17 protein-coding genes and 2 pseudogenes are annotated in these 21,668 nt (G+C 57.7%); 4 read left to right on the top strand and 15 right to left on the bottom strand.

Annotation, left to right across the window (positions count from 1 at the left end):
• Positions 1-1,182 (top strand): SLC13 family permease (locus tag RSB01_RS09110; protein WP_332625345.1); only part of this gene is annotated, 1,182 nt, incomplete at its 5' end.
• A 17-nt stretch (positions 1,183-1,199) separates the two neighbouring features.
• Here the strand turns inward: RSB01_RS09110 and RSB01_RS09105 are convergent.
• From RSB01_RS09105 to RSB01_RS09065, 9 genes and pseudogenes are all read right to left on the bottom strand, one after another.
• Positions 1,200-1,919, bottom strand: a pseudogene (locus tag RSB01_RS09105) (IS6 family transposase).
• Between the two features lie 583 nt (positions 1,920-2,502).
• Entirely contained in the window at positions 2,503-4,182 is a 1,680-nt protein-coding gene (locus RSB01_RS09100) for an alkaline phosphatase D family protein (protein WP_332625343.1), read from the bottom strand.
• Positions 4,183-4,193: 11 nt separating this feature from the next.
• Positions 4,194-6,716: a TonB-dependent receptor gene (locus tag RSB01_RS09095; protein ID WP_332625342.1), complete on the bottom strand. Its 2,523-nt coding sequence runs from the start codon at positions 6,714-6,716 to the stop codon at positions 4,194-4,196.
• Between the two features lie 201 nt (positions 6,717-6,917).
• A pseudogene (locus tag RSB01_RS09090) lies at positions 6,918-7,124 on the bottom strand (hypothetical protein); the annotation flags it as partial.
• 146 nt (positions 7,125-7,270) lie between these two features.
• Positions 7,271-8,062 (bottom strand): DUF3313 family protein, encoded by a 792-nt coding sequence (locus tag RSB01_RS09085; RefSeq protein ID WP_332625341.1) that lies wholly within the window; start codon positions 8,060-8,062, stop codon positions 7,271-7,273.
• Positions 8,063-8,225: 163 nt separating this feature from the next.
• A complete protein-coding gene (locus RSB01_RS09080) occupies positions 8,226-9,449 on the bottom strand; it encodes a cyclopropane-fatty-acyl-phospholipid synthase family protein (RefSeq protein ID WP_332625339.1) in 1,224 nt (407 codons plus the stop codon).
• Positions 9,450-9,479: 30 nt separating this feature from the next.
• Positions 9,480-10,943, bottom strand: coding sequence for a deoxyribodipyrimidine photo-lyase (locus tag RSB01_RS09075; protein WP_332625337.1), 1,464 nt, complete (start codon positions 10,941-10,943; stop codon positions 9,480-9,482).
• Positions 10,933-11,736, bottom strand: coding sequence for a DUF1365 family protein (locus tag RSB01_RS09070; RefSeq protein ID WP_332591903.1), 804 nt, complete (start codon positions 11,734-11,736; stop codon positions 10,933-10,935). The genes RSB01_RS09075 and RSB01_RS09070 overlap by 11 nt, the downstream gene beginning before the upstream one ends.
• On the bottom strand, positions 11,733-13,067 hold the full coding sequence (locus RSB01_RS09065) for an FAD-dependent oxidoreductase (protein WP_332591902.1): 1,335 nt from the start codon (positions 13,065-13,067) through the stop codon (positions 11,733-11,735). Before RSB01_RS09065 ends, RSB01_RS09070 begins: the two co-directional genes overlap by 4 nt.
• Positions 13,068-13,230: 163 nt before the next feature.
• On the opposite strand from RSB01_RS09065, the gene RSB01_RS09060 reads away from it, so the two are divergent.
• The 3 genes from RSB01_RS09060 to RSB01_RS09050 are packed head-to-tail and all read left to right on the top strand — an operon-like array spanning position 13,231 to position 15,244.
• On the top strand, positions 13,231-13,803 hold the full coding sequence (locus RSB01_RS09060; RefSeq protein WP_332620671.1) for a sigma-70 family RNA polymerase sigma factor: 573 nt from the start codon (positions 13,231-13,233) through the stop codon (positions 13,801-13,803).
• Complete coding sequence (locus tag RSB01_RS09055) at positions 13,800-14,441, top strand: ChrR family anti-sigma-E factor (RefSeq protein ID WP_332591900.1); 642 nt, start codon at positions 13,800-13,802, stop codon at positions 14,439-14,441. The genes RSB01_RS09060 and RSB01_RS09055 overlap by 4 nt, the downstream gene beginning before the upstream one ends.
• A 53-nt stretch (positions 14,442-14,494) precedes the next feature.
• A complete protein-coding gene (locus RSB01_RS09050) occupies positions 14,495-15,244 on the top strand; it encodes a DUF1295 domain-containing protein (protein WP_332625335.1) in 750 nt (249 codons plus the stop codon).
• Here RSB01_RS09050 and RSB01_RS09045 read toward each other — a convergent pair.
• The 6 genes from RSB01_RS09045 to RSB01_RS09020 all read right to left on the bottom strand — a co-directional run.
• Positions 15,241-15,648 (bottom strand): DUF2177 family protein, encoded by a 408-nt coding sequence (locus tag RSB01_RS09045; protein ID WP_332619476.1) that lies wholly within the window; start codon positions 15,646-15,648, stop codon positions 15,241-15,243. The genes RSB01_RS09050 and RSB01_RS09045 overlap by 4 nt on opposite strands.
• Positions 15,649-15,802: 154 nt before the next feature.
• On the bottom strand, positions 15,803-16,423 hold the full coding sequence (locus RSB01_RS09040) for a TonB family protein (RefSeq protein ID WP_332625333.1): 621 nt from the start codon (positions 16,421-16,423) through the stop codon (positions 15,803-15,805).
• Positions 16,424-16,538: 115 nt separating this feature from the next.
• Complete coding sequence (locus RSB01_RS09035; RefSeq protein WP_332619474.1) at positions 16,539-16,961, bottom strand: YbaN family protein; 423 nt, start codon at positions 16,959-16,961, stop codon at positions 16,539-16,541.
• Positions 16,945-17,538: a biliverdin-producing heme oxygenase gene (locus tag RSB01_RS09030; protein ID WP_332625332.1), complete on the bottom strand. Its 594-nt coding sequence runs from the start codon at positions 17,536-17,538 to the stop codon at positions 16,945-16,947. The genes RSB01_RS09035 and RSB01_RS09030 overlap by 17 nt, the downstream gene beginning before the upstream one ends.
• A gap of 18 nt (positions 17,539-17,556) precedes the next feature.
• On the bottom strand, positions 17,557-21,060 hold the full coding sequence (locus RSB01_RS09025) for a TonB-dependent receptor (RefSeq protein ID WP_332625330.1): 3,504 nt from the start codon (positions 21,058-21,060) through the stop codon (positions 17,557-17,559).
• 107 nt (positions 21,061-21,167) lie between these two features.
• The coding region (locus RSB01_RS09020) for a FecR domain-containing protein (RefSeq protein WP_332625328.1) at positions 21,168-21,668 on the bottom strand (501 nt) is incomplete at its 5' end.

The raw sequence follows: 21,668 nt of genomic DNA, 5'->3' as shown, positions 1-21,668 counted from the left end.
GGCTTTCTAGGGCTGCTGATCCGCAAAGCCAGCGATCTGTCCAAACGCATCGGGGCTGCGGGCATTTGGATTGTCATCGGGCTTTGCGGCTCGGTGGGCGGGTTTTTGAATAATACGCCGGTCGTTGTCCTGGCTGCGCCCGTTATACGCGACGTGGCCAAGTCGCTGAAGATGTCGCCCAAGCGCTTTCTGATGCCACTCAGCCACGTCACGGTGATGGGCGGGCTGCTGACTCTGATCGGGACGTCTACCAATTTGTTAGTCAACGACATGGCCCGAAATGCAGGACAGCCTGTATTCTCCCTGTTCGAGATCACGCCTGTCGGCCTGTGCATCGCTTTGACCGGCGGTCTGTGGATGTATTTCATCAGCGCACGCCAACTGCACCGCTCGGGTGAAAAAGAAGAAGCCGAAGCTGCGCGCCTTGAGGAAGAAGAAGCTCTGCGATTGAAACAGCAGGCGCGCCGCGAGTTTCGGTTTATGGGCTTCCGCCTGCCCCGTCTTGGAGAGAGCCGCAACCAGACCGACGGATCTGGCGATGGCAGTCTCGGGGATCTGGAACTGTTCGGAGCCGGAGACCGGCCCTTCCGTCTGCGCCCTGCCCTTATTTCCATGGGCGTCTTTATTGCCGTTATTGTAGCGGCAGCTGTGGGCTGGGTACCTATCGCGGCTGCGGCCTTTGCGGGTGCGGTGGCGTTGATCCTTCTGCGCGTGATCACACCCGAAGAGGCCTATGCAGGTCTACGGCCCGAAATCCTGCTTCTGATCGCAGGCATGGTGGTTGTGGGCACAGCCATTGAAGTAACCGGCCTTGCTCAACAAGGTGCCGGATACCTCATCGACATCATCCGTCCACTTGGGCCGCTAGGAGCACTTATCGTGTTTTACGGTGTCACCCTGATCGCCACCGAACTGCTGTCGAATGCCACGGTCGCCGTTCTGGTCACACCAATTGCCGTGGCCGTCGCCAACAGCTTGGGCGTGGATCCCAGACCATTTCTGGTCGCCGTCATGATGGCTGCCTCTGCCGCCTTTGCCACGCCGTTTGGCTATCAGACCAATGTGCTGGTCTTTAACATGGCCAACTATTCCTACATGGATTTCGTTCGCGTCGGCGTGCCTCTGAACCTCATTACCTGGGCTACAGCCATGGTCGCGATACCGATCTTTTTCCCATTCTGAATTTGGGTGCCGTCAGCTTAACTGAGCGAAGTCGAAAGACCCCTACCCTCCACGCTATCAGACGGTAGTACCCCCCAAGCGGTATCTGCATCGGCACGAAACGCCGAAGTGTGGATCTGCTGTTGGATATTGAAGGTGTTGCAGATCGCCGCGCGGGTTGTAAGAAATCTCTGAGCTGAGGCTTGAGATTTGAACTTCTGCTGCTGCCGTTCTCGTCGTCAGATCGGCAGATGAGAATTCTCAACGCGGTTATTGTCTCGTAGTCGTCCAGGACAATGGAGATGCCGCAGTTCCAACTGATCGAGTGCCGCACCGTACGATGCCAGCCCGTCAGTCGTGATGCTTTCGGGCTCAACCGGCTGATTGCGTAGAAGTCGTTTGAGCAGCTTTAAGGCCGCCTCTGTGTCCCGCCGACGCTGGACGATGACGTCTAAAACCTCTCCTTCTTCATCGATCGCACGCCACAGATACATGCTTCGCCCGCCGATCTTGCAAACCATCTCGTCCAAATGCCAGCGGCCTGTAGGTAGTAATTTTCGCTTCTTCAAACGACGGGCAATCAGAGGTCCGAACTTGATCGTCCAACACCGTATTGTCTCGTAGCTGACGTCAATCCCACGCTGCGCCATCAGCTCCTCGACATCGCGGAAGCTGAGGCTGAAACGAAAGTACAGCCACACTGCATGACGGATTACCTCGGCTGGAAAGCGGTGTCGCTTAAACGATAACTGCGTCATACAAACGCCTTCTCCACCAATGGCTTGAAGCCTTCGAATTGGAGCATCTTTAGCGTTAGACTGTCAGCACCCGGGCCACCACTCTAGCCGCTGCAGCTGCCAACCAAGTGGATGCCTATGAAGCCACGGTTCTAGCCTGGGTGGAGAGACACAAAAAACACCCCGGCGGTAACGTCGGGGCGGTGACTGTGGGCTTTACCCTCGACCGGCGAGGTAACCTACGCGCAAGTCATATTGTGTCCGCAAGTGGCAATCCAGTGCTGGACCATGCTGCTATCGACCAACTGAAAGAGGCCAGCCCCTTCCCTCGCCCTCCTGCCAATACCGAATGGCGTACGCGCGACTTCCGCGTACGCATAGACTTCAAACGGCGGCGAACCTAGCCTCAGTGCTCATAGCTAGAAGAGCGGTACAGTCAGTTGGTGCCGTCAGGAAAACCGAGCCCGACTATGGCTCCGAACCCGAAGCCTGACTGCCGCGCTCAATGAGCAAAACCGAGGGGGGGGGGGGCAATGACGGCAGAGCCCCTCGCCTAACCCAACATTCCTTGAAGTCACGCTTCTCCAGTTCGTTCGCTCCCCCTCTAAAGTCTCGATATTTCCTCGTCAGGAGTGATGTTAAAGCGTGCCAGGACTGTGGTTTCAAACGGCTTGGCAAAGATGGTGGACACCGCCATCAACCGGGCCTCGGCACGGTCTTCATATAGATCGAGCAGAACAAACCCTTTTGCCGACTGGTCGCAAAATACCACTTCATCATTGGCCTGCATCAAAGCCTGTCCCAGCGGAAAACCGCCAAGGGCGTCAGCAATTGACGGACTGGAAACCGAGGCAGTGCCCAATTCAAATGCACGGCGATGGCCTGATGCATCCTTCAGATCATTGACCCAGAAGGCATGGCTATCGCCTGAAAGAACGATGGGCTTGACCCCTGCTTCGGCAAAGTCGGCATAGAGGCGCTCGCGGTCTGCCGGATAGCCGTCCCACGCATCAAGATTGAACGGCAAACCCATTTTGAAAAGGAACAGAGCCTGCTCGAACTGGTCTCGATAGGCCTCCGGGATTTGAGCCATCAGACCTGCGACCTGTTCGGCGCTCATCATACGCGATACGTCGGGACCTGCAACACGCGCCATGACGACCTGATTGCCCAGCACCTGCCATTTACGACCGGTCCCTTTGGAAGCCGCCAGTTCATTCTTCAGCCAACTATGCTGGCCACTGGACATCATGGCGCGCGACGGGTCATCGCGAAGCGCTGCGAAGGCCTCGATGTCCAGCACAGGTTCACCGTCCGGCCCTTCTTTGGCCGTAAGATCGGACGTGTACTCCAGCGCCTTGGTACGACCCGTCAGGCGCGTTTCCACCATCATCAGCGAGGCAAGGTCGCCGAAGTGGAAGCTGCGGTTGATCGCTTCACGCATTTGTCCCGCCGCAGCCTCGCGGATAGGCATCCACTCGTAATAGGCTTGAAGCGCGGTGGCCTTGCGGGTGGCAAAATCACCCTCGGTCTCGGGCTGATGATTTTCGGCACCGTGCATCCAGGCATCGTTTGCCGTCTCGTGGTCGTCCCACACACAGATAAAAGGCGCACGCGCATGTGCGGACTGCAGGTCGGCATCCGTTTTATACTGAGCATGGCGGATACGATAATCGGACAGGCTTATGATTTCATGGGCCGGTTCGTGGATGCGGTTCAGCATAGGGCCTGTGGCCATGCCGTAATCGCTCGCCGAAGCACCATATTCATAAATGTAGTCGCCCAAATGCACGACCGCATCCAGTTCCGGCAGGGCAGCTATAGCCTCATAGGCATTGAACAATCCGCCCGGATACAACTGGCATGACACCACCGCCAGATTGACCGGGCGCACGCCGTTGACCGCCAGAGTGCGGGTGCGTCCCTCAGGAGAAGCCACCTCGCCCACAAAGAACTGGTAGCGGTACTCCGCACCGGCCTTCAGGCCGGTGGCATCGATCTTGACCGTATAGTCGCGATCCTGCCCCGTCTGGACATGGCCACTGGTCACAACTGTTTCAGACACAGTTTCCAGTACACGCCACTGCACCATTACAGGGCCAACGAAACCCTCAGGAGGTGTAATGCGCGTCCACAGGATCACGCGATCACTCAACGGATCGCCCGAAGCCACACCGTGTGCAAAACGCACGGCAGGTGATTGCCTGGCCATAGCGGCGGAGGCATAGCCCCCCGCCGCACCGGCACCGAAAAGACCCAGAAGGCCGCGACGGTTCATCTTCATCGGATCAGGCCCTAGTAACGGACAGTGAAGGCAAGGCCATAGGTCGTCGGTCGGCCGGCAATGAAGGTCGGCAAACCAAGGGCATCTCCGGTGTTACCGGCATCCTTGATGTATTCTTCGTCCAGCAGGTTCTCGCCAAAGGCCTCAACGGCCCAATTCCCCGATGCGGGCTTGTAGCGAACACGAAGATTCAGCAACCCGTAGGCATCCTGATATTCGTCCTGAATCAGGTCCGGCACGAAGTTCTGGGTTTGCAGGGCCGGAATGTCGTTATTGTCGTCGAAGAAGACCTTCGACTGCCATGTATAGCTGGGTTGAACCTCAACCGTGCCGTTTGCAGCCACAATGCGCCATGTCGCCCCGACCGAGGCCATATGATCCGGTGACAGGCGGAAACGGTTGCCGTCATAAATACCGGTTTCGAAACGTGAATGGTTCCAGCCATAGGTCGCAAACACGTCCAGAGCATCATTGGCCATCCAGAAGGCCTGTGTCTCCAGACCGTAGGATGTCGCCTCGCCCGCATTCGTGGTGATGAAGCGGGTGCCTTCCTGAACCGTGGTCTGGAAGTTGTCGTAAGCATAGTAGAAGCCCGCCACGTCAAAGCGCAGACGCCCGTCGTTCAGTGCAAACTTGCTGCCCAGCTCGAAGCTGTCGACGGTTTCGGATTCCACGACCTTGAAGACCGGTGCCGCCAGAGGGGCCGATGGACCGCTGACACTCAGCACTTCAGGACGGCGGCCACGGGCATAGTTTGCATAGAGGCTGGCATCATCCGACAGCGCATAGCGGGTGGTCAGACGCCAGGTGAAACCGTCATCCTCATGATCTGCATAGATGAAGTCGCCATTATTGGCCGTTGGTTGGGCCGTAATACCGAACAACGGAACCATGGACGCAGGAAGCTGGCCAATGGCCGGATTGGCAAGAGCGCCAAGCAGGGTTGGCACCTGACTGGCAGGAACCGCGCCTTGAATAATCGCCAAAAGACCACCGGCGACCGAGCGGCGATCCACCGATGAAGCATAACCTGTTGTCTTGTCATCACGGGTGTAACGCAGCCCGCCCGAGAATTCGAGGCGGTCACTCGCTTTGAAGGTCAGGTCACCGAACAGGTCAAACGAGGTCAGTTCGCTGGAATTAACCGGTGTTTCGATATGTGCTGGATTCAGATTATTGACCAGCGACGGCACCAAGCCCCCCGCCCCCATCGGCGTCAGCACACTTTGCAGAAACAGACCTGAAACAGTCGGATACATCGAGATCGGGAGGGTATTGGTGCCTACCCCCGTCGGATTACCGTCCAACAAACCCGAAAGCTGGGCCAAAGCGATACGCTCGTCAAACTGGGTCGGTGTGCGCTGGTAGCCTTCTTCCTTGAAATAACCCGCACCTGCAAAACCGGACAGGCGGTCATTCAGTTCGAAATTCAGCCGGAACTCCTGGCTCCATTGCTCGCCATAGGCTTCTTCGGCAGCGGTCAGCAGAGGCAAGGAAATGCCATCCGCGTCAAAGGTTTCATAACTGTCGAACTGGCGATAGGCCGTGGTCGAGTTCAGGGTCATGTTCGGCGACAGGTCCCACTTCACCAGACCCGTTACACCCCAAACCTCGCGGTCCAGACCCAGCGATTTACCGCCATCAAATGCACCGCCCGGCGTCAGTGCAGCTCCCTCCCATGGTGCACGACCACCCAGAACCTGGCCCGTCTGCGGATTGGCAGGATCATAGTGGATAGACTTGAACGAAGTGCCCGAAGCATCGTCCACCTGATAGTTGGCGATCACATCGACGCGCAGGGCATCGCTTGGCATCCAGCCAGCCGAGACGCGCAATGCCTGTGTTTCGATGCCGTTATAATCGTCGCCACCGTTCAGGTTCTCGACCGAACCGTCACGTGTCTTCATGCGGGTAGCAAGACGAAGCGCGAAATCCTCGCCCACAGGCAGGTTCACAAAACCTTCGACCGAGCGATATTCGAAATTGCCCACCTCGGCGCGCACCTCGGCGTCGAACTGGCCCAGACGGGCACGGTTCTGCACAAGGTTCACGGCACCGATCAGAGCACCACGGCCATAAAGGGTCGATTGCGGCCCCTTGGCCACCTCGACACGCTCCAGATCAAACAGTTCGACATAGGAACCGCGTGACTTAGAAATCGACACCCCGTCCTGATAGACCGACACGCGTGGCTCGGCAGTCGCTGCACCTGAGTCCGATGTGATACCGCGCATCACAAAGCCCGGATTGTTCGGCGACTGGTTCTGCACCAGAAAACCTGGCACGAAAGCCGATAGCTGCTCGAACTCCTGAATGCCCAGATCCTTGAGGAACTCGCCATTATAGGCGGTCAGGGCAAATGGTACCTCGATCGGGTCTTGCGCGCGCAATTGCGCTGTCACCACGATTTCGCCCAGAGATGTCGCACGGTCCTGACCGCTTGCCGGTTCCGCTTCGGCAAATGCCTGTCCGCCATAAAGCGACAAGGCCGCAGTCCCCGCCAACAACATCGCCTTGGTTGCCAAAGTACGCATGCATTCCCCTTCCGTAATGAGAGGGGCCGACAGCTAACTATCGTCGATGTAAGGAAAAAGACGCTGCCATAACCACGCCGTGAATGCGGCGCGGCACTTTCACAACGACTGCTCCGTACGCCGCACATCCTCATTAGGAAATGGTGCATGCAAGGCAAAGACGTGTGCGGTTTATGTGTGCAAGCTCTGGGCTTAGATTTGGGATTTGAACCTTTGCTGCTGCCGTTCACGTCGTCGGATCGGCAGATGCAAATTCTCAATGCGGTTATTACCTCGAAGCCCGCCAAGGCGATGAAAATGCCAAAACCCAGCAAATCGAGCGCCGCACGGAAAGCGGAAGTACAGCCATACGGCATGACTGCTCACCTCCGCTGGAAATCGGTGCCGCTTAAACGATAGCGGATTCATAAAACACCGCCCTACCAATGGCTTGCAGCCATCAAGTGGAGCACCTTTAGCGTTAGACTGATAGCGCCTGCCAGATAGTCAGAGCGGCTTCACAAAGTTCCGTCCCCTCACGTTTCAACAGATCGATAGCGGAATCTGCGCATCTCTCAGTCCTCGTCAGGCTCCGTTGATCGGCCACCACTCAATTCGGGCTGATAAAGACCTGTGGCGATCCCGACTATAAATCCTTCGGGCCTTATACGTGGCCCGAAACGCTGGCATGGATCAGGTAATGTGCTCGAACGCGTTTCCCGCTCTTCCGTCCCCAAGGCATCTGCAACCATGTCGCCGAGGGGCTCTGCAAGCCGGTGGGCGTCTCCAATGCGGGATAGAGACGGTTTGTCCGTTCCAACCACCATCGCGTCTCGACGCCACACGATTGCCGCTGCCTGTCGCCCATCAGGTGACAATAACTCAGCCTCTGCACCTAGACCGCCCAATCCACCCGGCGTCCGGACTTTGATCGGTCCGGGAATGAAGAAATTAGCGACCGCAGCAACCGCAGACCCCGCCTGATGCGTCGGAGCAATGTGAGTTACACCTACTCGAACCACACCAGCCTGCGGGTCAGAGTGCTCAGTGACCTCGAAATACTCGCTCAGTTCGTAGCAAATCTGGCGATCCACCTCGGACAGCACCATGCGCCGTTCTTCTTCGGACAGTTGAAAATCTACAACGCCGAATATCTCGGCGGGCATTATCCAGACGCGAGTGACCGAAGATACCAGCGCATCATCTCGCCTTTGCAGCACTGATGATCTTACCACATCGGTGCGCGGCTGAAGTCCCTCATAACTGGATAGAAAGCCTGATCCCGACTTTACGGCAGTGGTCGTGCAGGCACTTAACGTGGCCGCCGAGAACACCAAAGCCACCAACTTGCATACAGAGCCAACCATTCGATCCCTCCTGCTTTTGTATATTACGTAGCAAGAGGGACATCGGATCTGATTTCAGTTTTCACGCACGATTGTGAGGGAGCAAGTGAGCAGCATAGCGCCCTACTCACAGACGAAAAAACAGCATGGCGGTCTCACATCAACCTTTCAGAAGGGTCAGAGATCAAGCCATATGATTAAGATCGATTTGGATCACATCGGTCCGCCCTGATCGGAAACCCGCTTCGCAATAGGCTAGGTAGAAACGCCAGAGATTGCGGAAATGATCATCGAACGCCTCACCGGTTTTGCGGATTTCCGGCCATGAGGTGTCGAAACGGCGGCCCCATTCAGCAAGAGTATTTGCATAATCTTGCCCAAAGCGCTCGACCGCCGTCTGGTTCAATCCCGCCCCCGCGATCACCGGTGCCATCTTCGCCTCGGAGGGTAATGATCCACCGGGGAAGACATATTTCTGGATGAAGTCGGTTCGCGCGTCGTATTCTTCGAACAAAGCATCCTGAATGGTAATGATCTGCAATCCCGCACGACCGCCGGGCTTGAGGACGTCGTGGACCTTCTGGAAATAGGTGGGCCAATATTCGCGGCCGACGGCTTCGAACATCTCGATCGAGGCAACCCTGTCGAAACTTCCCTCAACATCACGGTAGTCGATCAAACGTATATCTGCCCGCTCGGCCAGTCCGGCTTCGAACATACGACGCCGCGCATAGTCATACTGCTCTTGCGAGATTGTCACCCCGGTTACAACCGCCCCCACCTCGCGTGCAGCGAATTCGGCGAAGCCGCCCCAGCCGCAACCGATTTCAAGGAGGCTTTGACCGGACTGCAAATTCATAAGCCGCGCCAAGGCGGCGTATTTGTTGCGCTGCGCCTCCTGCAACGGCTGGTTCGGTGTCTCGAACCGCGCCGAGGAATAGGTCATCGAAGGATCAAGCCACGCAGAATAGAAGGCGTTGCCCAGATCGTAATGGGCATGGATATTTCGACGCGATCCACGACGGCTGTTGCGGTTAAGCTTATGGCCAAGCCAATTGACCGTCTTCATGAACGGGTTGCCATCGAACAGGCGACGGATATGGTCATAATTATTGACCAGGGTTTCCAGAAGAACTGCCAAATCTGGCGTGTCCCACTCACCCTCCATATAGCCTTCTGCGAACCCGATATCTCCGCTCTTGAGAACGCGGGCCGCAAAGCGTGGATCGCGTATGAGCAGAACCGCCGCGTGTCCTTTGACTTGGCCATTTAACTGGCGTGTCGTGCCATCGGGCAGACAAACGGTGAGATGCCCCCACGTCCAGTTCGAAGACAATAGACGCAGCAACAGGTTGAGTACGGGCGATGAATGCCCTTCCTTCTGGTCATCGTAAAAGGTCGTGGTCATGATCTCACAAGCCCCTTGCCCATAAGCAAATCATACTCCTTCTTCGTCCATTGGTCGCACAGAGATCAACTTCAGTGCCTCAAGTGCACGTGCTCGCGCCTCGGCGTGATCCACAATGGGTCTGGGATAGGTGTGCCCCAGTCTAATGCCGGCATCGGCAAGGACGGCGCTTGGCGCGGTCCACGGCACATGCAGCCAGCGATCCGGTAGGGCTCGTAATTCCGGAACCCAGCGGCGCACATAGCGTCCCGCAGGATCGAATTTTTCGCCCTGAGTTACAGGATTGAAGATACGGAAATACGGAGCAGCGTCGGCACCGGAACCGGCAACCCACTGCCAGTTTTGAACATTGCTGGCCAAGTCTGCATCCACCAGCGTGTCCCAGAACCAGGCCTCACCCTCGCGCCAGTCAATCAACAGATGCTTGACCAGAAAAGACGCGACCACCATGCGCACACGGTTGTGCATCCAGCCGGTAGCCCACAACTGACGCATCCCCGCATCGACCAGTGGATAGCCTGTCGCTCCGGTTTTCCATGCCTTCAACCCCTCGGGATCGGATCGCCAAGGCATGTTGTCGTACTCGGGCCGGAAGGCGCGCTCGGCCATAAAGGGAAACTGGTGGAGCAGATGGGTCGAAAACTCGCGCCAAGCGATCTCCGTGATGAACTTGTCAGCCTGCGCAGGTGCGACGTGCCCTTGGATCGAAGCGGCGCAGACGGCTCGTACTACGCTGCGCGGACTGATCTCGCCAAAGTGCAGATGTGGAGATAGGCGCGACGTACTGAGGCGCTCAGGAATATCCCGCCCCGCTGCGTAATCTGCCAGCGCGCTCTCGATAAAGGCTGTCAGAGCCTCGGTGGCTCCCACCTCCCCCGGCGTCCAGTCAAAGCTTTGCGACCAATCGGGCACCGAGGGATGCAGTGCCCAAGTGTCGATGTCTTCGCTGCTTGGTCCTGCGGGTAAGATCAATGTCGCGGGTACAGGCGTCTCGGGCCGTTCTGGCAAATCCTGAAGCAGCGCCTTCATGAAAGGCGTAAAAACCCGATAAGGCTTTCCGGTGCCGCTCAGAACACTTCCCGGCCGGGCAAGCAGGCTACCATTGAACCCGTGGCACTCGACACCCTCGGCCTTAAGAGCGTGAGCAATGTCTGCGTCATTTGCGAAGGCATCTGGCTCGAAACGGCGGTTCATGAAGACATGATCGGCCCCCGTCTGTTCGATCAGACGAAGCAGTTCAGCCTCGGCGTTCCCGCGCCGTAATATAAGCCGCCCGCCACGCTGGCGCAGGTCTGCGTCGAGTGCGCGCAAGGACTTGTCCAGCCACCACAGTGAGGCGGCCCCATGCGGACGACCGTCGCCGTCATCATCTAGAATATAGACCGGCAGCACCGGCCGACCTGTCGCGGTCGCCGCTGTCAGTGCCGGATTTTCCGCAAGCCTGAGATCGCGCCGGAACCAGACAATAACGGGGCGTGCCGTGTCACTTCCCAAGACGGCTCTCCCGCGCTTGCGTTTGCAAAGTCACCGGTTCCGCAACTGGAGGTGGCTGACGGGTCAGCGGCACACGTTTGAGCCACAGCTTGAGCGCTTCCCAGTGTATGGCCGCTACGACTTTAAAGGTCAGGAATGGCAGTGCGACAGCCGCCGACAACAGGCTGGAGTCTGTCAGGACATTACGCTCAGCTGAAAGAGAAGCGGTGATCAGAACGCCTTCGGCATCAAGGCCGTTGATGGTCATATCCAGATGCTCGTCCGGCACATGTCCCCGAAACTCGTAATCCATCTCCATTCCCATAAAGGGCGAGACATAAAGAGCCTTGGCCGCGCCCTGACGGATTAAGCCCGCCGTTTGATCCTCGATCGGAACTGGAATGACATAGGCATGGCGCACACCAAAGGTGCTCGTCACTTCATAGACCATCGCAACAAGTCGACCGTCAGTATGATGGCAATAATAGAGATTGATCGGGTTGAAGACGTAACCCAGCACGCGGGGCATGGTCAGAAGACGGATCGGGCCGCCCTTAAGATTGATCCCTGCCCGCTGTAGCCAAGTTTCGATCTGGAGCCGCAATCCCTCCCCCGATCCGTCACCGTAATCACGATCAAAAAAGGACAGCAGGTTGAAGCGGTTTCGCGAGAACAGGCACAAGTTACGATCCAGCCCGTCAAGCTCGGCCATATCCAGCAACAGCCAGAATACGCGATAGTTCAACTGATGAATTCGCGGCCGCAGCCGCCTGTGCATGACTGCCCCTCGATAAAGGGCCGAGGCTTGGGTCACGCCACAGCCTCCAGCACGCTCGGCGCAGATGGAAGGTGGATACGCCCGCTCTCGTTCTGAACCGTCCAGGGTCGCCGAACACCGCCCAATTGCTCGGCGACGGCTAGTCCTGATTGCAGGCCGTCCTCATGGAAGCCCGCGCCAAAATGGGCACCGCAGAACCAGACGCCGCCATGCCCCTGCAAACTCCACAACTGCTTTTGAGCCTGAATCGCTGCCGCGTTAAAGATCGGGTGCTCGTACAGCTCGCTACGCAACAGCGTGTCCGGTTGCGGCGGACGTGGCGGGTTCAGTGTGACGAACAAATCCTGCCCCGGAAGTCCCTGAAGCCGGTTCATCCAGTAGGTGACACAAAGACCGCCATCGGCCCCAATATAATTCCAACTGGCCCACGCGCGGCGACGACGCGGCATCAGGCTCTTGTCCGTGTGCAGCACTGTCAGGTTGCGACTATAACGGAATGCCCCCAGCAACTCTTTTTCGCGGGGCGTAGGCTCTGCCAGCATAGCCAGTGCATGATCCGCATGGGCACCGATAACCACATGGTCAAAACACTCGGTCCCGCCCTGACTGTCATGAACCACAACACCGTCTGTCGTGCGGCGCACAGCCGTTACGCCACGGTCGAGACGGATGTCTGGAATAGACCGCGCCAGCCGCTCGACATAAACACGACTGCCCCCTTCGACCGTGCGCCAAAGTGGCCGACCGACCAGTTTCAACAGGCCGTGGTTGCCGCAGAAACGGATGAAGGCCTCGGCCGGATAGTCCATCAGCGTATGCGCAGGCGAAGACCAGATTGCCGCGGCCATTGGCAACAGGTGATCATCCCGAAACGCCTCGCTGAACCCCTGTTGTTTTAGGTACTCGCCCAGCGTCAGTTCGGGGTCCGTCAACGCGGCAAGATCATCCGGTGCCTGCCGATAAAAACGCAAAATCTCGCTCATCATGGACCAGAAACGCGGCCTTACAAGATTGCGACGCTGGGCAAACAAGCCCGGTGCGGCATACTCGAACCGCCCCTGCTCCAGCGAAACGGCGAAAGACATATCTGTAGCGCGTGTCTCGATACCAAGGCGCTCGAACAAGGCGATCAGGTTTGGATAGGTGGCGTCGTTAAAACAGATAAATCCTGTGTCCACCGGCACCTCACCCTGAGGCGTCGCAGCCGTAACCGTATTGGAATGGCCGCCCAGTCGTTCAGCTTTCTCGTAGAGCGTTACCCGATGCCTCTGTGACAGCAGCCAAGCCGAAGACAAAGCAGCAATGCCCGAGCCTACAACGGCAATCTTCAGCGACCCATCGGAACTGGCGGCTATATGGAATGACATGTGACCTCCGGCAAAGCTCGCGAGCAACGAGATACGAACCTGGCTGATACGACCGAAGCGGCCGGACGGATGTGGAATGATCCAGACTTTTGCGTGAAGCGTATTACACTCCATGCATGTCGCGACCTCGCCCTCTCTATCTTCTGAAAAGTTTGTCGACCGGATGAGCGCCGAACTCGAAGACGCTTTCGTATATGACCGGTTGATCGAGGCGGTCGCCATGCGTCGTGATCGAGACGCCTTCGCCCGATTGTTCGAACACTTCGCCCCTCGCCTCAAAGCGTGGCTGATGAAATCCGGCGCAACCGCCGTCGCCGCAGAAGATTTTGCTCAAGACGCCATGCTGACCGTATGGCGCAAGGCAGACCTGTACGATCCCCGCAAAGCACGGGCCGCGACATGGATTTTCACCATCGCACGTAACCGTCGCCTCGACATGTTGCGCCGCGATGCCCGCGCCCTGCCCACACCCGAGATCGAGTTGGCCGCACACGAAGTCATGCGTCCGGATGATATTCTGACGATAGTGGACGACGCGCGGCGTGTGCGGGACGCCCTGTCACAGTTGAAACCCGATCAGGTCGAAGTCCTGCGCTTGGCCTTCTTCCTCGAGAATCCTCATTCTGAAATCGCCCAGCATCTCAATCTGCCATTGGGCACGGTAAAATCCCGCATTCGTAACGCCATGATTAAATTACGCACGATCCTCGAACCATCCGAGGAGGCATCCAAATGACCACCGCTGCCCATAACCCTTCGGAAGAGCGCCTGCTCGCCTATGCTGCGGGAACGCTGAGCCCACCGGAAGCCGTGGTAGTTGCCACTCATCTTGCATTGCGTCCGGCCAATGATGCCTGGGTGCGGCGTCTGCAATCCGTCGGTGGTGACTTCCTGGAGAAAACACGCCCGACGGCCCTGTCGGATGGGGCTCTGGCCCGCGCAATCGCGCGTATCGACAACGATACGGGTGAGGCACGAATTACGCCGCCGCTGAACGATATGCCCGAACTACCCGAGCCTTTACGGCGCTACGCGCTGGGGCCATGGCGCTGGATTGGACCGGGTATGCGGGTGCGAGATGTCCACGCCCCACGCGACGGTGACTGTCGGGTCATCCTGCTGAAGATCGATTCCGGTCGCGAGACGCCGCGCCATACTCATGGCGGCGTAGAACTGACCTGTGTCCTGTCCGGCGCCTATGCGACAGAGACCCATCGTTTCGATGTCGGTGATCTGGAAGAGGCCGACGAGGACGTGTTGCATCGGCCGCGTGTTGTATCAGACGAGCCCTGCCTCTGTGTCGTCGCTCTGGATGGCCAAATCCTTCTCGACGGCTGGTTCGGGCGGCTGATGCAGCCCTTTGTGCGCCTGTGATCGGCTCTCTACTGGGTTTATGGGCGGCTGCCGCTCTCTTCTTGGCTCTTGTGATGGCCACCGCGTGGCTCGTCCAGCGCCGCACGGGTCAGGGCGGATGGGCAGACGCCTTCTGGTCTTTGGGCCTTGGCTCCGCAGGCGTCTTCGTCGCACTCTTTCCGATAGACGATACCGCGCCTTCCGCCCGGCAGATTTTGGCCGCCTGCCTGATCGGTGCGTGGGGGTTGCGCCTTGGTCTGCATATCGCCAGACGCGCGCGTTCAGCGGAAGAAGATCCGCGCTATGCCCGCCTGAGACAGGATTGGGGGCCGCATTTCCAGTCCCGAATGTTCGGTTTCCTGATGCTTCAGGCCGGTGCCGCCGCATTTTTGGCGCTCAGCATCCTCGTCGCCGCCCGTAATCCCGCACCCGGCCTTACCCTTCAAGATATCATCGCGACCATGATGTTTATGGCAGCTCTGTTCGGCGAAGGAATAGCCGACCGTCAACTCAGCCGCTTCAAAACAGAGCCAGCCAATCGTGGAAAGGTCTGCGACACCGGCCTCTGGGCTTGGTCCCGACATCCCAACTATTTCTTTGAATGGCTGGGTTGGTGCGCTTGGCCAATTTTTGCAATCAACCTCAACGGTGACTGGGCGTGGGGCTGGCTGGCCTTGAGCGGGCCAGCCTACATCTACTGGCTACTCACAAGCGTTTCGGGCGTCCCTTTGCTAGAGGCCCATATGCGTCGCTCACGACCAGAGGCCTTTGCCGCCTATGCCGCCCGCACCAGCGTCTTCTTTCCGATGCCTCCGCGAAACTAGAGAATACGCAGCAACCGCGTAGCCAAGGCGCAAGCAATCGCCGACGAACTGCCGCTAACAATCACGCCCCAGGTCATATCAATCAGCGAAAGTTTCAGGCTCCACGTTTTCAACGTCGCCAGATTCGTAAGGTCGTAAGTTCCATAGGCGAACAGACCAAACAGTCCGCCCCACAACAGCGCCTTCTTCCACCCGCCCTCGGCAAGGCCCGGCAGAACAGCGAAAATCGTCAAGCCCGCAGCATACAAGGCGTAGAAGGCGATCGCGGGTGCCAGTCTAAAATTGTCCGCCAGCATAGAACCGATAAAGGGCCGATAAAGCCGGTCTCCCATGCTGCCCAACCAAGCCGTATCGATCACGGCAAAAACGACGAGGGTGAGGATATAAGCGGTCGCGATATTCATCTGACGGGCTCCTGATATGCCTCATAAATACGTTCGAACTGACCAACCGGATTATACGAGGCTTGCAGGCTAGCTGAGCAAAACTAAAAGTCAGTATTATCGTGTCGCCTCGCCACCAGATTGGCGGTGCTGCTGCAGTTTAGAAGCGACCCTATCATCGGGTGAAAAACTCGACCGGAACGGTCAGGGTAATATTGTCACCGGCCATATCAGCGGGTGGTGCGGGCAAAGGTTGAGCGCGGCGGACCAGTGATAGCGCCTCGCGATCAAGTGAAGCATGGCCCGAGGTCCTCTCAAGCGCTGCGGCCAGCACCCTGCCTTGCCGGTCCATCGTGAAGGTGACAAAGGCCACGCCCTGTCGTCGCCGCGCGCGGGCTTCGGCAGGATAGCGTTTACGCTGCTCAAGATGGGCAAGAACACGGCTTTCCCATGTATGGGGGGCAGAAGTGGCTACAGGTGCAGGCGTTGAAACTCGGCTGGGTGGCGCTGTTGTTTCAGGTGCTGGCGGGGTTCGGGTCGTCGTTTCCTGTCGCACCACGGTTTGCGAAACGATCAGCGGCTCAACATTGGCAAGTGGTGCGACCTGCAAGCGAGGCTGGACCACCGATGATGGAGCAGGTGATGATACTGCCGCTTCGCTTTGCACAGGGCCCGGCGGTTGCTCGGAACTAGGAAAAGGCGGAGCCTGCATCCTGACCAGTTCCACCTCGAACGCGGCCTCCGGCACCATTTCAGCAGGCTGCGTCGCAACCCAAAAGCCGCTTGCTACAATCACGGGGACGCCATGCGCGAGCAGCGAGAGCATCAAACCCGTGCCCCATTTACGTTTCCCGCCCGAACTTGCCCTGTTCCTAAAATCAAGGGTAGCAGGCCGCTTGGCCAGTGGCGTACTATACGTCATCGGCATCAGCCGTTTCGGGGCGCGTGACCAAAAACAAAGCGCACATCATAAAAATTACAGCCGTGACAAACCCCAGCCAAAAGCTCGGGCGTGCCAGAAAAACAAAAACAGCATAGCCCGCTGCCATGCCAAGGCAGGCGGCTATCTTGGCGCGGCGAGGCACCGCACGATGAGCGCGCCATGCCCTGAGTGTTGGACCAAACCTCGGATGATCCAGCAACCAGCTTTCCAGTCGCGGCGACGAACGTGCAAAACATCCTGCCGCTAGGATCATAAAGATCGTTGTGGGCATCAGCGGCACAAACGCACCGATGATGCCCAAACCAACGCAGAGCAATCCCAGAACCAGCCAGCCGGCTCTCAGTGATCGACGCCCCAACGACACTGTGTTGCGCTCAACCAAGCGCGGCATTGGCCAGAGCTTGCACACGCGCAAAAGCCGCATTGGCCCCTGCAATCGCTCTGTCCTCTTCAGCCTCGGTCAAACTGGCCGCATCCAGCGCCGTGGTGAACGCGCGCCAGTGCGCAGCCGGACCGCCGCCAGCCGGTGCCAGATGCTTTGCACCGTGCGTGTCGGAAAGGCCCAGCTTGGCGGCCTCTTTGCGTAACAACGCGGCACCCAAGTTCGAGCCTTCGGCCACGTACAGCCACCCCAGAGCGGTTGGAACATCCACCGCTTGGCCTGTTGCAAAAACCGCAGGCTGATCCACAGGAGGAAGCGTCAAACCCAGATCGGAAAGATCCGAAGCGATGAGAGCTACACGTCTGCGCTCTGCTAGGCCCGGCAACAGATCACGCAGGCTGGCATCATCATAGAGCGCATCGATATCGCGATGGAATGTCCATTGGACACCGGCAAAGCGACTATATCCCTCAAGCGTATCAAACGAGGATGCCTCCATGATCGACTTGTCCAGTCGATCATGGATTTCGTGCGTCAAAGCCTTCAACCGCTTGGATCGCGGCAAATCATTCAAGGCTGTCATCATAGGTTCCTTGTTGGGGGATCAGAAGCGATAGCTGAGGCCAATGCGGACCGTGTGCAGGTCGGCATCTGTGCGGGATTTGCGGCCATTCACGATGTCCGAGCTTCCCGGCGTGGTGACCCATTCTCCAACGAACCAGCCACTATCGTCGAAAACGAGCTCTCCGGTCACCGGATCGGTCAAAAATTGGTAGGATGTGGACTCGCGACCGACGCCAGCTCTAGCCTTGTCAAAACTGACATTAGCCCTACCGAAGTCGGCGTAAAGGTACTCTGCCCTCAGTGACAAACGCTCACCGATTGCGCGCTCGAAACCTGCGCCTAAGGTCCAACCCTCTCGGTTAATCTTGGTTTCTTCTGTGAAGTAAACATCGACACTGTCACCATAGGCTTGTCCCGGATTGTTTGACCGGAACTGGGTGCGTGTTTGCGTCTCTCTCAGGAACGCCGCGCCGCCGGTGCCATAAACCAGCGTACTTCCCAGAGAGTAACCGATACGAGCCCGCAAGGTCGAAAAACGGTCCCAGCTATAATCGACCGACGATTCCAGATGCTTGTAGAAGGCCAGATTTCCGGCGTCTGGCTCGCTCACCATTACGGATGATGAACTGTCCAGTGCGCCAGTCGCTACATCGGCTTCAAGCCCCAGAACGACATTATTGGCCAACTGCCAGTTGAAACCGGCATGCAATGACGGCGCTACGTTTTCGAATGACTCGTCAATCCGGCCACCATCTACAGAAAGACCGAGCTTGTCGGTGACAGTGCCGGTCTCTTTGCCAAAGACGTAGCCAAAGCTGGCTCCAACATAGGCACCGGACCAGTCGATGCTATCTGTATTGCCGTTACCTGCGAACCACGACGGAAGCGACCAAAGCGTTTCATCACCACCGAATTGGCCGGTCAGACCAATGCGGAAGGTGCGTCCGGGCGCGGGCATTTTGCCGAGATTCAGCGGCTCGACATAGTAGCGGTCGGTAAGGTTTTCGACACTCCAGTCAACGGTCAGCCCCTGAGAAATCCTGTACTTGCCCGTCAGATCGAGGGTTGCGTGAGCATCCCATGGCACCGCCGCCAACAGAGGGGCATAACCGTTGTCGGTCGGCTCGAAATCTACTGCCCTTTCGCCACGATAAACCGCACGGGCACCAAGGTTCAGGCGATCACCGAAGAAGTCCTTGCTGACCGTCAGATTGGCCGCAAACTCGGGTGGAATATAGTTGGTGGCATAGTCGGATGCCAGCGAACTGGAGACACAGGTTTCATCCGGACGGCAGAACAAGATCTTGTCGTACCAGGTTGCTCCGGCATCGATTTTGAAATCGCCAATACGATAGTTTGCGCTGGCTTCCAGACCACGGAACTGGGCGCGATCGATATTGTACATCTGCATCTGGAAGATGCTGCGGATATAACGACGCGCGATATAATCATCGGTTTTGTTATCGAACCAGACCAGTTTCAGACCCAGTTCGTCATCATCCGAAAACAGGCTTGAGCGAACATAGTTGACGCCCAGTTCCCAGTTACGGGCCTCTTCCTTATGCAGGTCAGGATTGGCCACCATGAAGAAGCCTGCGGTCGCTTCCATCAACGACGGCAAACGGGCGGCCTGTTTGTAGCTGGCGAACACCTGCCAACCATCGGCCGGAATAAGCGTGGCTCCCAGAGAGAAACTGAACGCATCCTCGCTACGGTTGAACACAGACGACTTGCTGGGCAGGCTCTGGTAATCTTTGAGGGAGTAGTCCTGATAACGCAGGCCACCATTCAGGGTCAGCCAGCTTGTCGGCTCCAGTTGTATCTGTCCGAACAGGCTGAACTCTTCGCGCTCTCCCTCGCGTCCGGGTGTCCCCTGTCCAACAGCTAGCCATTTGCCGACGGGACCTGTGTCTTCCAGCAGGTAGGAAACCCCATAATCTGCCGACAGACGGCCCATAGGCGTCGCCATGACCGAACTGTTCGAAATATCGGCCCCTGTAGTGTCCACATAGCGCTCCAGGATCGACGTGTTGACCAGAGCTGCGGAATTTTCACGCATCTGCGTGAACCAGAGGTTCGCTTTCAGATCCACCAGATCATTGACCGGATTCCAGCGATAGCGGGCAGTGAAACGGTCCAGACTGGTTTGGGACAGGTCAGCGCGCTGGTTTACTGTGCTTCCGACAAAGACATCCGTTGGATAGTTTTCGCCAAACGTCCCCCAGTAGCCGCCATATCCCAGTTCCAGCGCGTGATCGGCGGCTAGCCTGATCGTGGCTTTCAGCAACACAGATTCCGTCTCACTGGACGTGTTCAGGACTTCCTCGCCACCCACAAATGGCGTTGACCCTATGCTCTCGAAAAAGAACGGGGCATTGGCGCATATGTTTGCCAGACTGCCGCTCGCCTGCCCTGAAGCGCAGAACGCAGACGGACCATCCAGACGCTGCGGTACACCATCGCCACGCGTACCTGCGTGATAATTGCCAGAGCGCCGGAAAGCGTACCCTGCCACCAGATCAAACCTGTCCGTTTTTTGGGCAAAGACAAAACTGCCCGAGCCACCGGTCGGTTCAAGGAAAGCCGGTCTCCCCACGCCTCTCAATGCGGCCATAGGGCGCTGGGAGCCGCTGCTTTCAAACAAAAGGTTGCGGGTTTCTGTGCTTCGCGGTTCGGACGTATTGCCCGACATCGATATCCGGAACTTCATCCCCGAGGATTGCCCCTCAGGCACAATATCATTTGCCGTTAGAGTGCTCATGGTGATCGAGCCACCAATCCCGCCTGCGATTGCATTGCCCATAGACGGGCCTTTTTCGATGGCGATGTGGCTGATGAAGTCAGGGTCGACAAAACTGCGGTTACTGGTTCCTTGATAGCCCCGATAGACGGTTGTTCCGTTCAGCGAACCGTCAACAGTAACCGGCACACGGCCCTGCCCCTGCATGCCGCGTATGTTCACATCCAAGCCACCGCTATTACGCGACTCGCCAGACAAAACGCCTGTTACGCTTTTCAGCATGTCTGCAGGCGAGGTACCCGGGTAGTCGTCGAGCGTAGCGCGGGTAATAACGCTGACCGAGCCTGGAGTGACATAGGTGGTTTCAGCCGTGCCATCCCACCCTGCGACCGAACCGTTACTTTTGTTGCCGCCCGTTGGCGATCCGCTAGCGCCTTCGACGCGCACTGTACCCAGTTGGATCACGCCCCCTGTCGCTTGCGGAGCCGCCTCCAGTCGAACCGTGCCTGCTCCAGTCGAGCGATAGGTCAGGCCCGAACCTGCCAATAGGCGAGATAGACCTTCCAGAGGAGTCATCTGTCCAGACACTGCGGTTGAGCGGACATTCGGAAGCGTCTCCCCATAGACAATGTCCACGCCGCTGGTTCGACTATAGGCCGCTAATGCCGCGCCAAGTGGTTGCGCCGGTATATCAAAACTCACCGAGGGACCGGACTGCGCCTGCACCGGATCGGCAGCGACCGCTGCGCTTAAAGCCGTGGTTCCCAGCAACAGAGCCAAGCCCAAACGTCGACCATTATTCAAAATCATTTCTTACGCGCCCCAAGTGCAGATTGGCAGGCGTAAGGCCTACCCTCACAAGACAAGACGGGCGGCTTGACCATTCGTCAGGTTGCTAATGCGATTTATTTTCAATTACTTTGTAGAACCGTCAATGCAGACGTCAATCGGGTAATGCGGACAGGCAGGGTTGAAGCCAGACGATGCAGAGCATCGCCTGCATCCTCGATACCGATGGTCAATGTGACAGGATGCGCGGCCAAGCTCTTGTCCAGCACTATTGTGTGCCCACCAGTCCAGCGGTCCACTTCAGCAACCACATCCCCCAAAGGAAGGTTCACAAAGGCCAGACGCCCATCACGCCATGCCAGTGAGGTATGATCAGAAGCTACGGGCGCACCAATGCCCTTGCGATCATATCGAATTCCCTGCCCTTTGGAGACACGCCTAACCGCTCCGCCTGAAGCCACGTTGACGAGATGCTCGGTGACAGAAACGGTTGCGTTTTTATTACCCACCGCAACTGCAAAAGCCGTTCCCAGTGCTGTCGTTCGCCCGCCCGCAGCCTCGACCACGAACGGGCGCGCCATGTCTTTTGCCACTTGGAACCAGGCTTCACCTTCCAGCAGGCG

The organism is Brevundimonas sp., from assembly GCF_036659295.1.
GTDB lineage: Bacteria > Pseudomonadota > Alphaproteobacteria > Caulobacterales > Caulobacteraceae > Brevundimonas.
The sequence above is the reverse complement of the archived record's forward strand: the minus strand, read 5'-3'. Positions and strand labels throughout refer to the sequence as shown.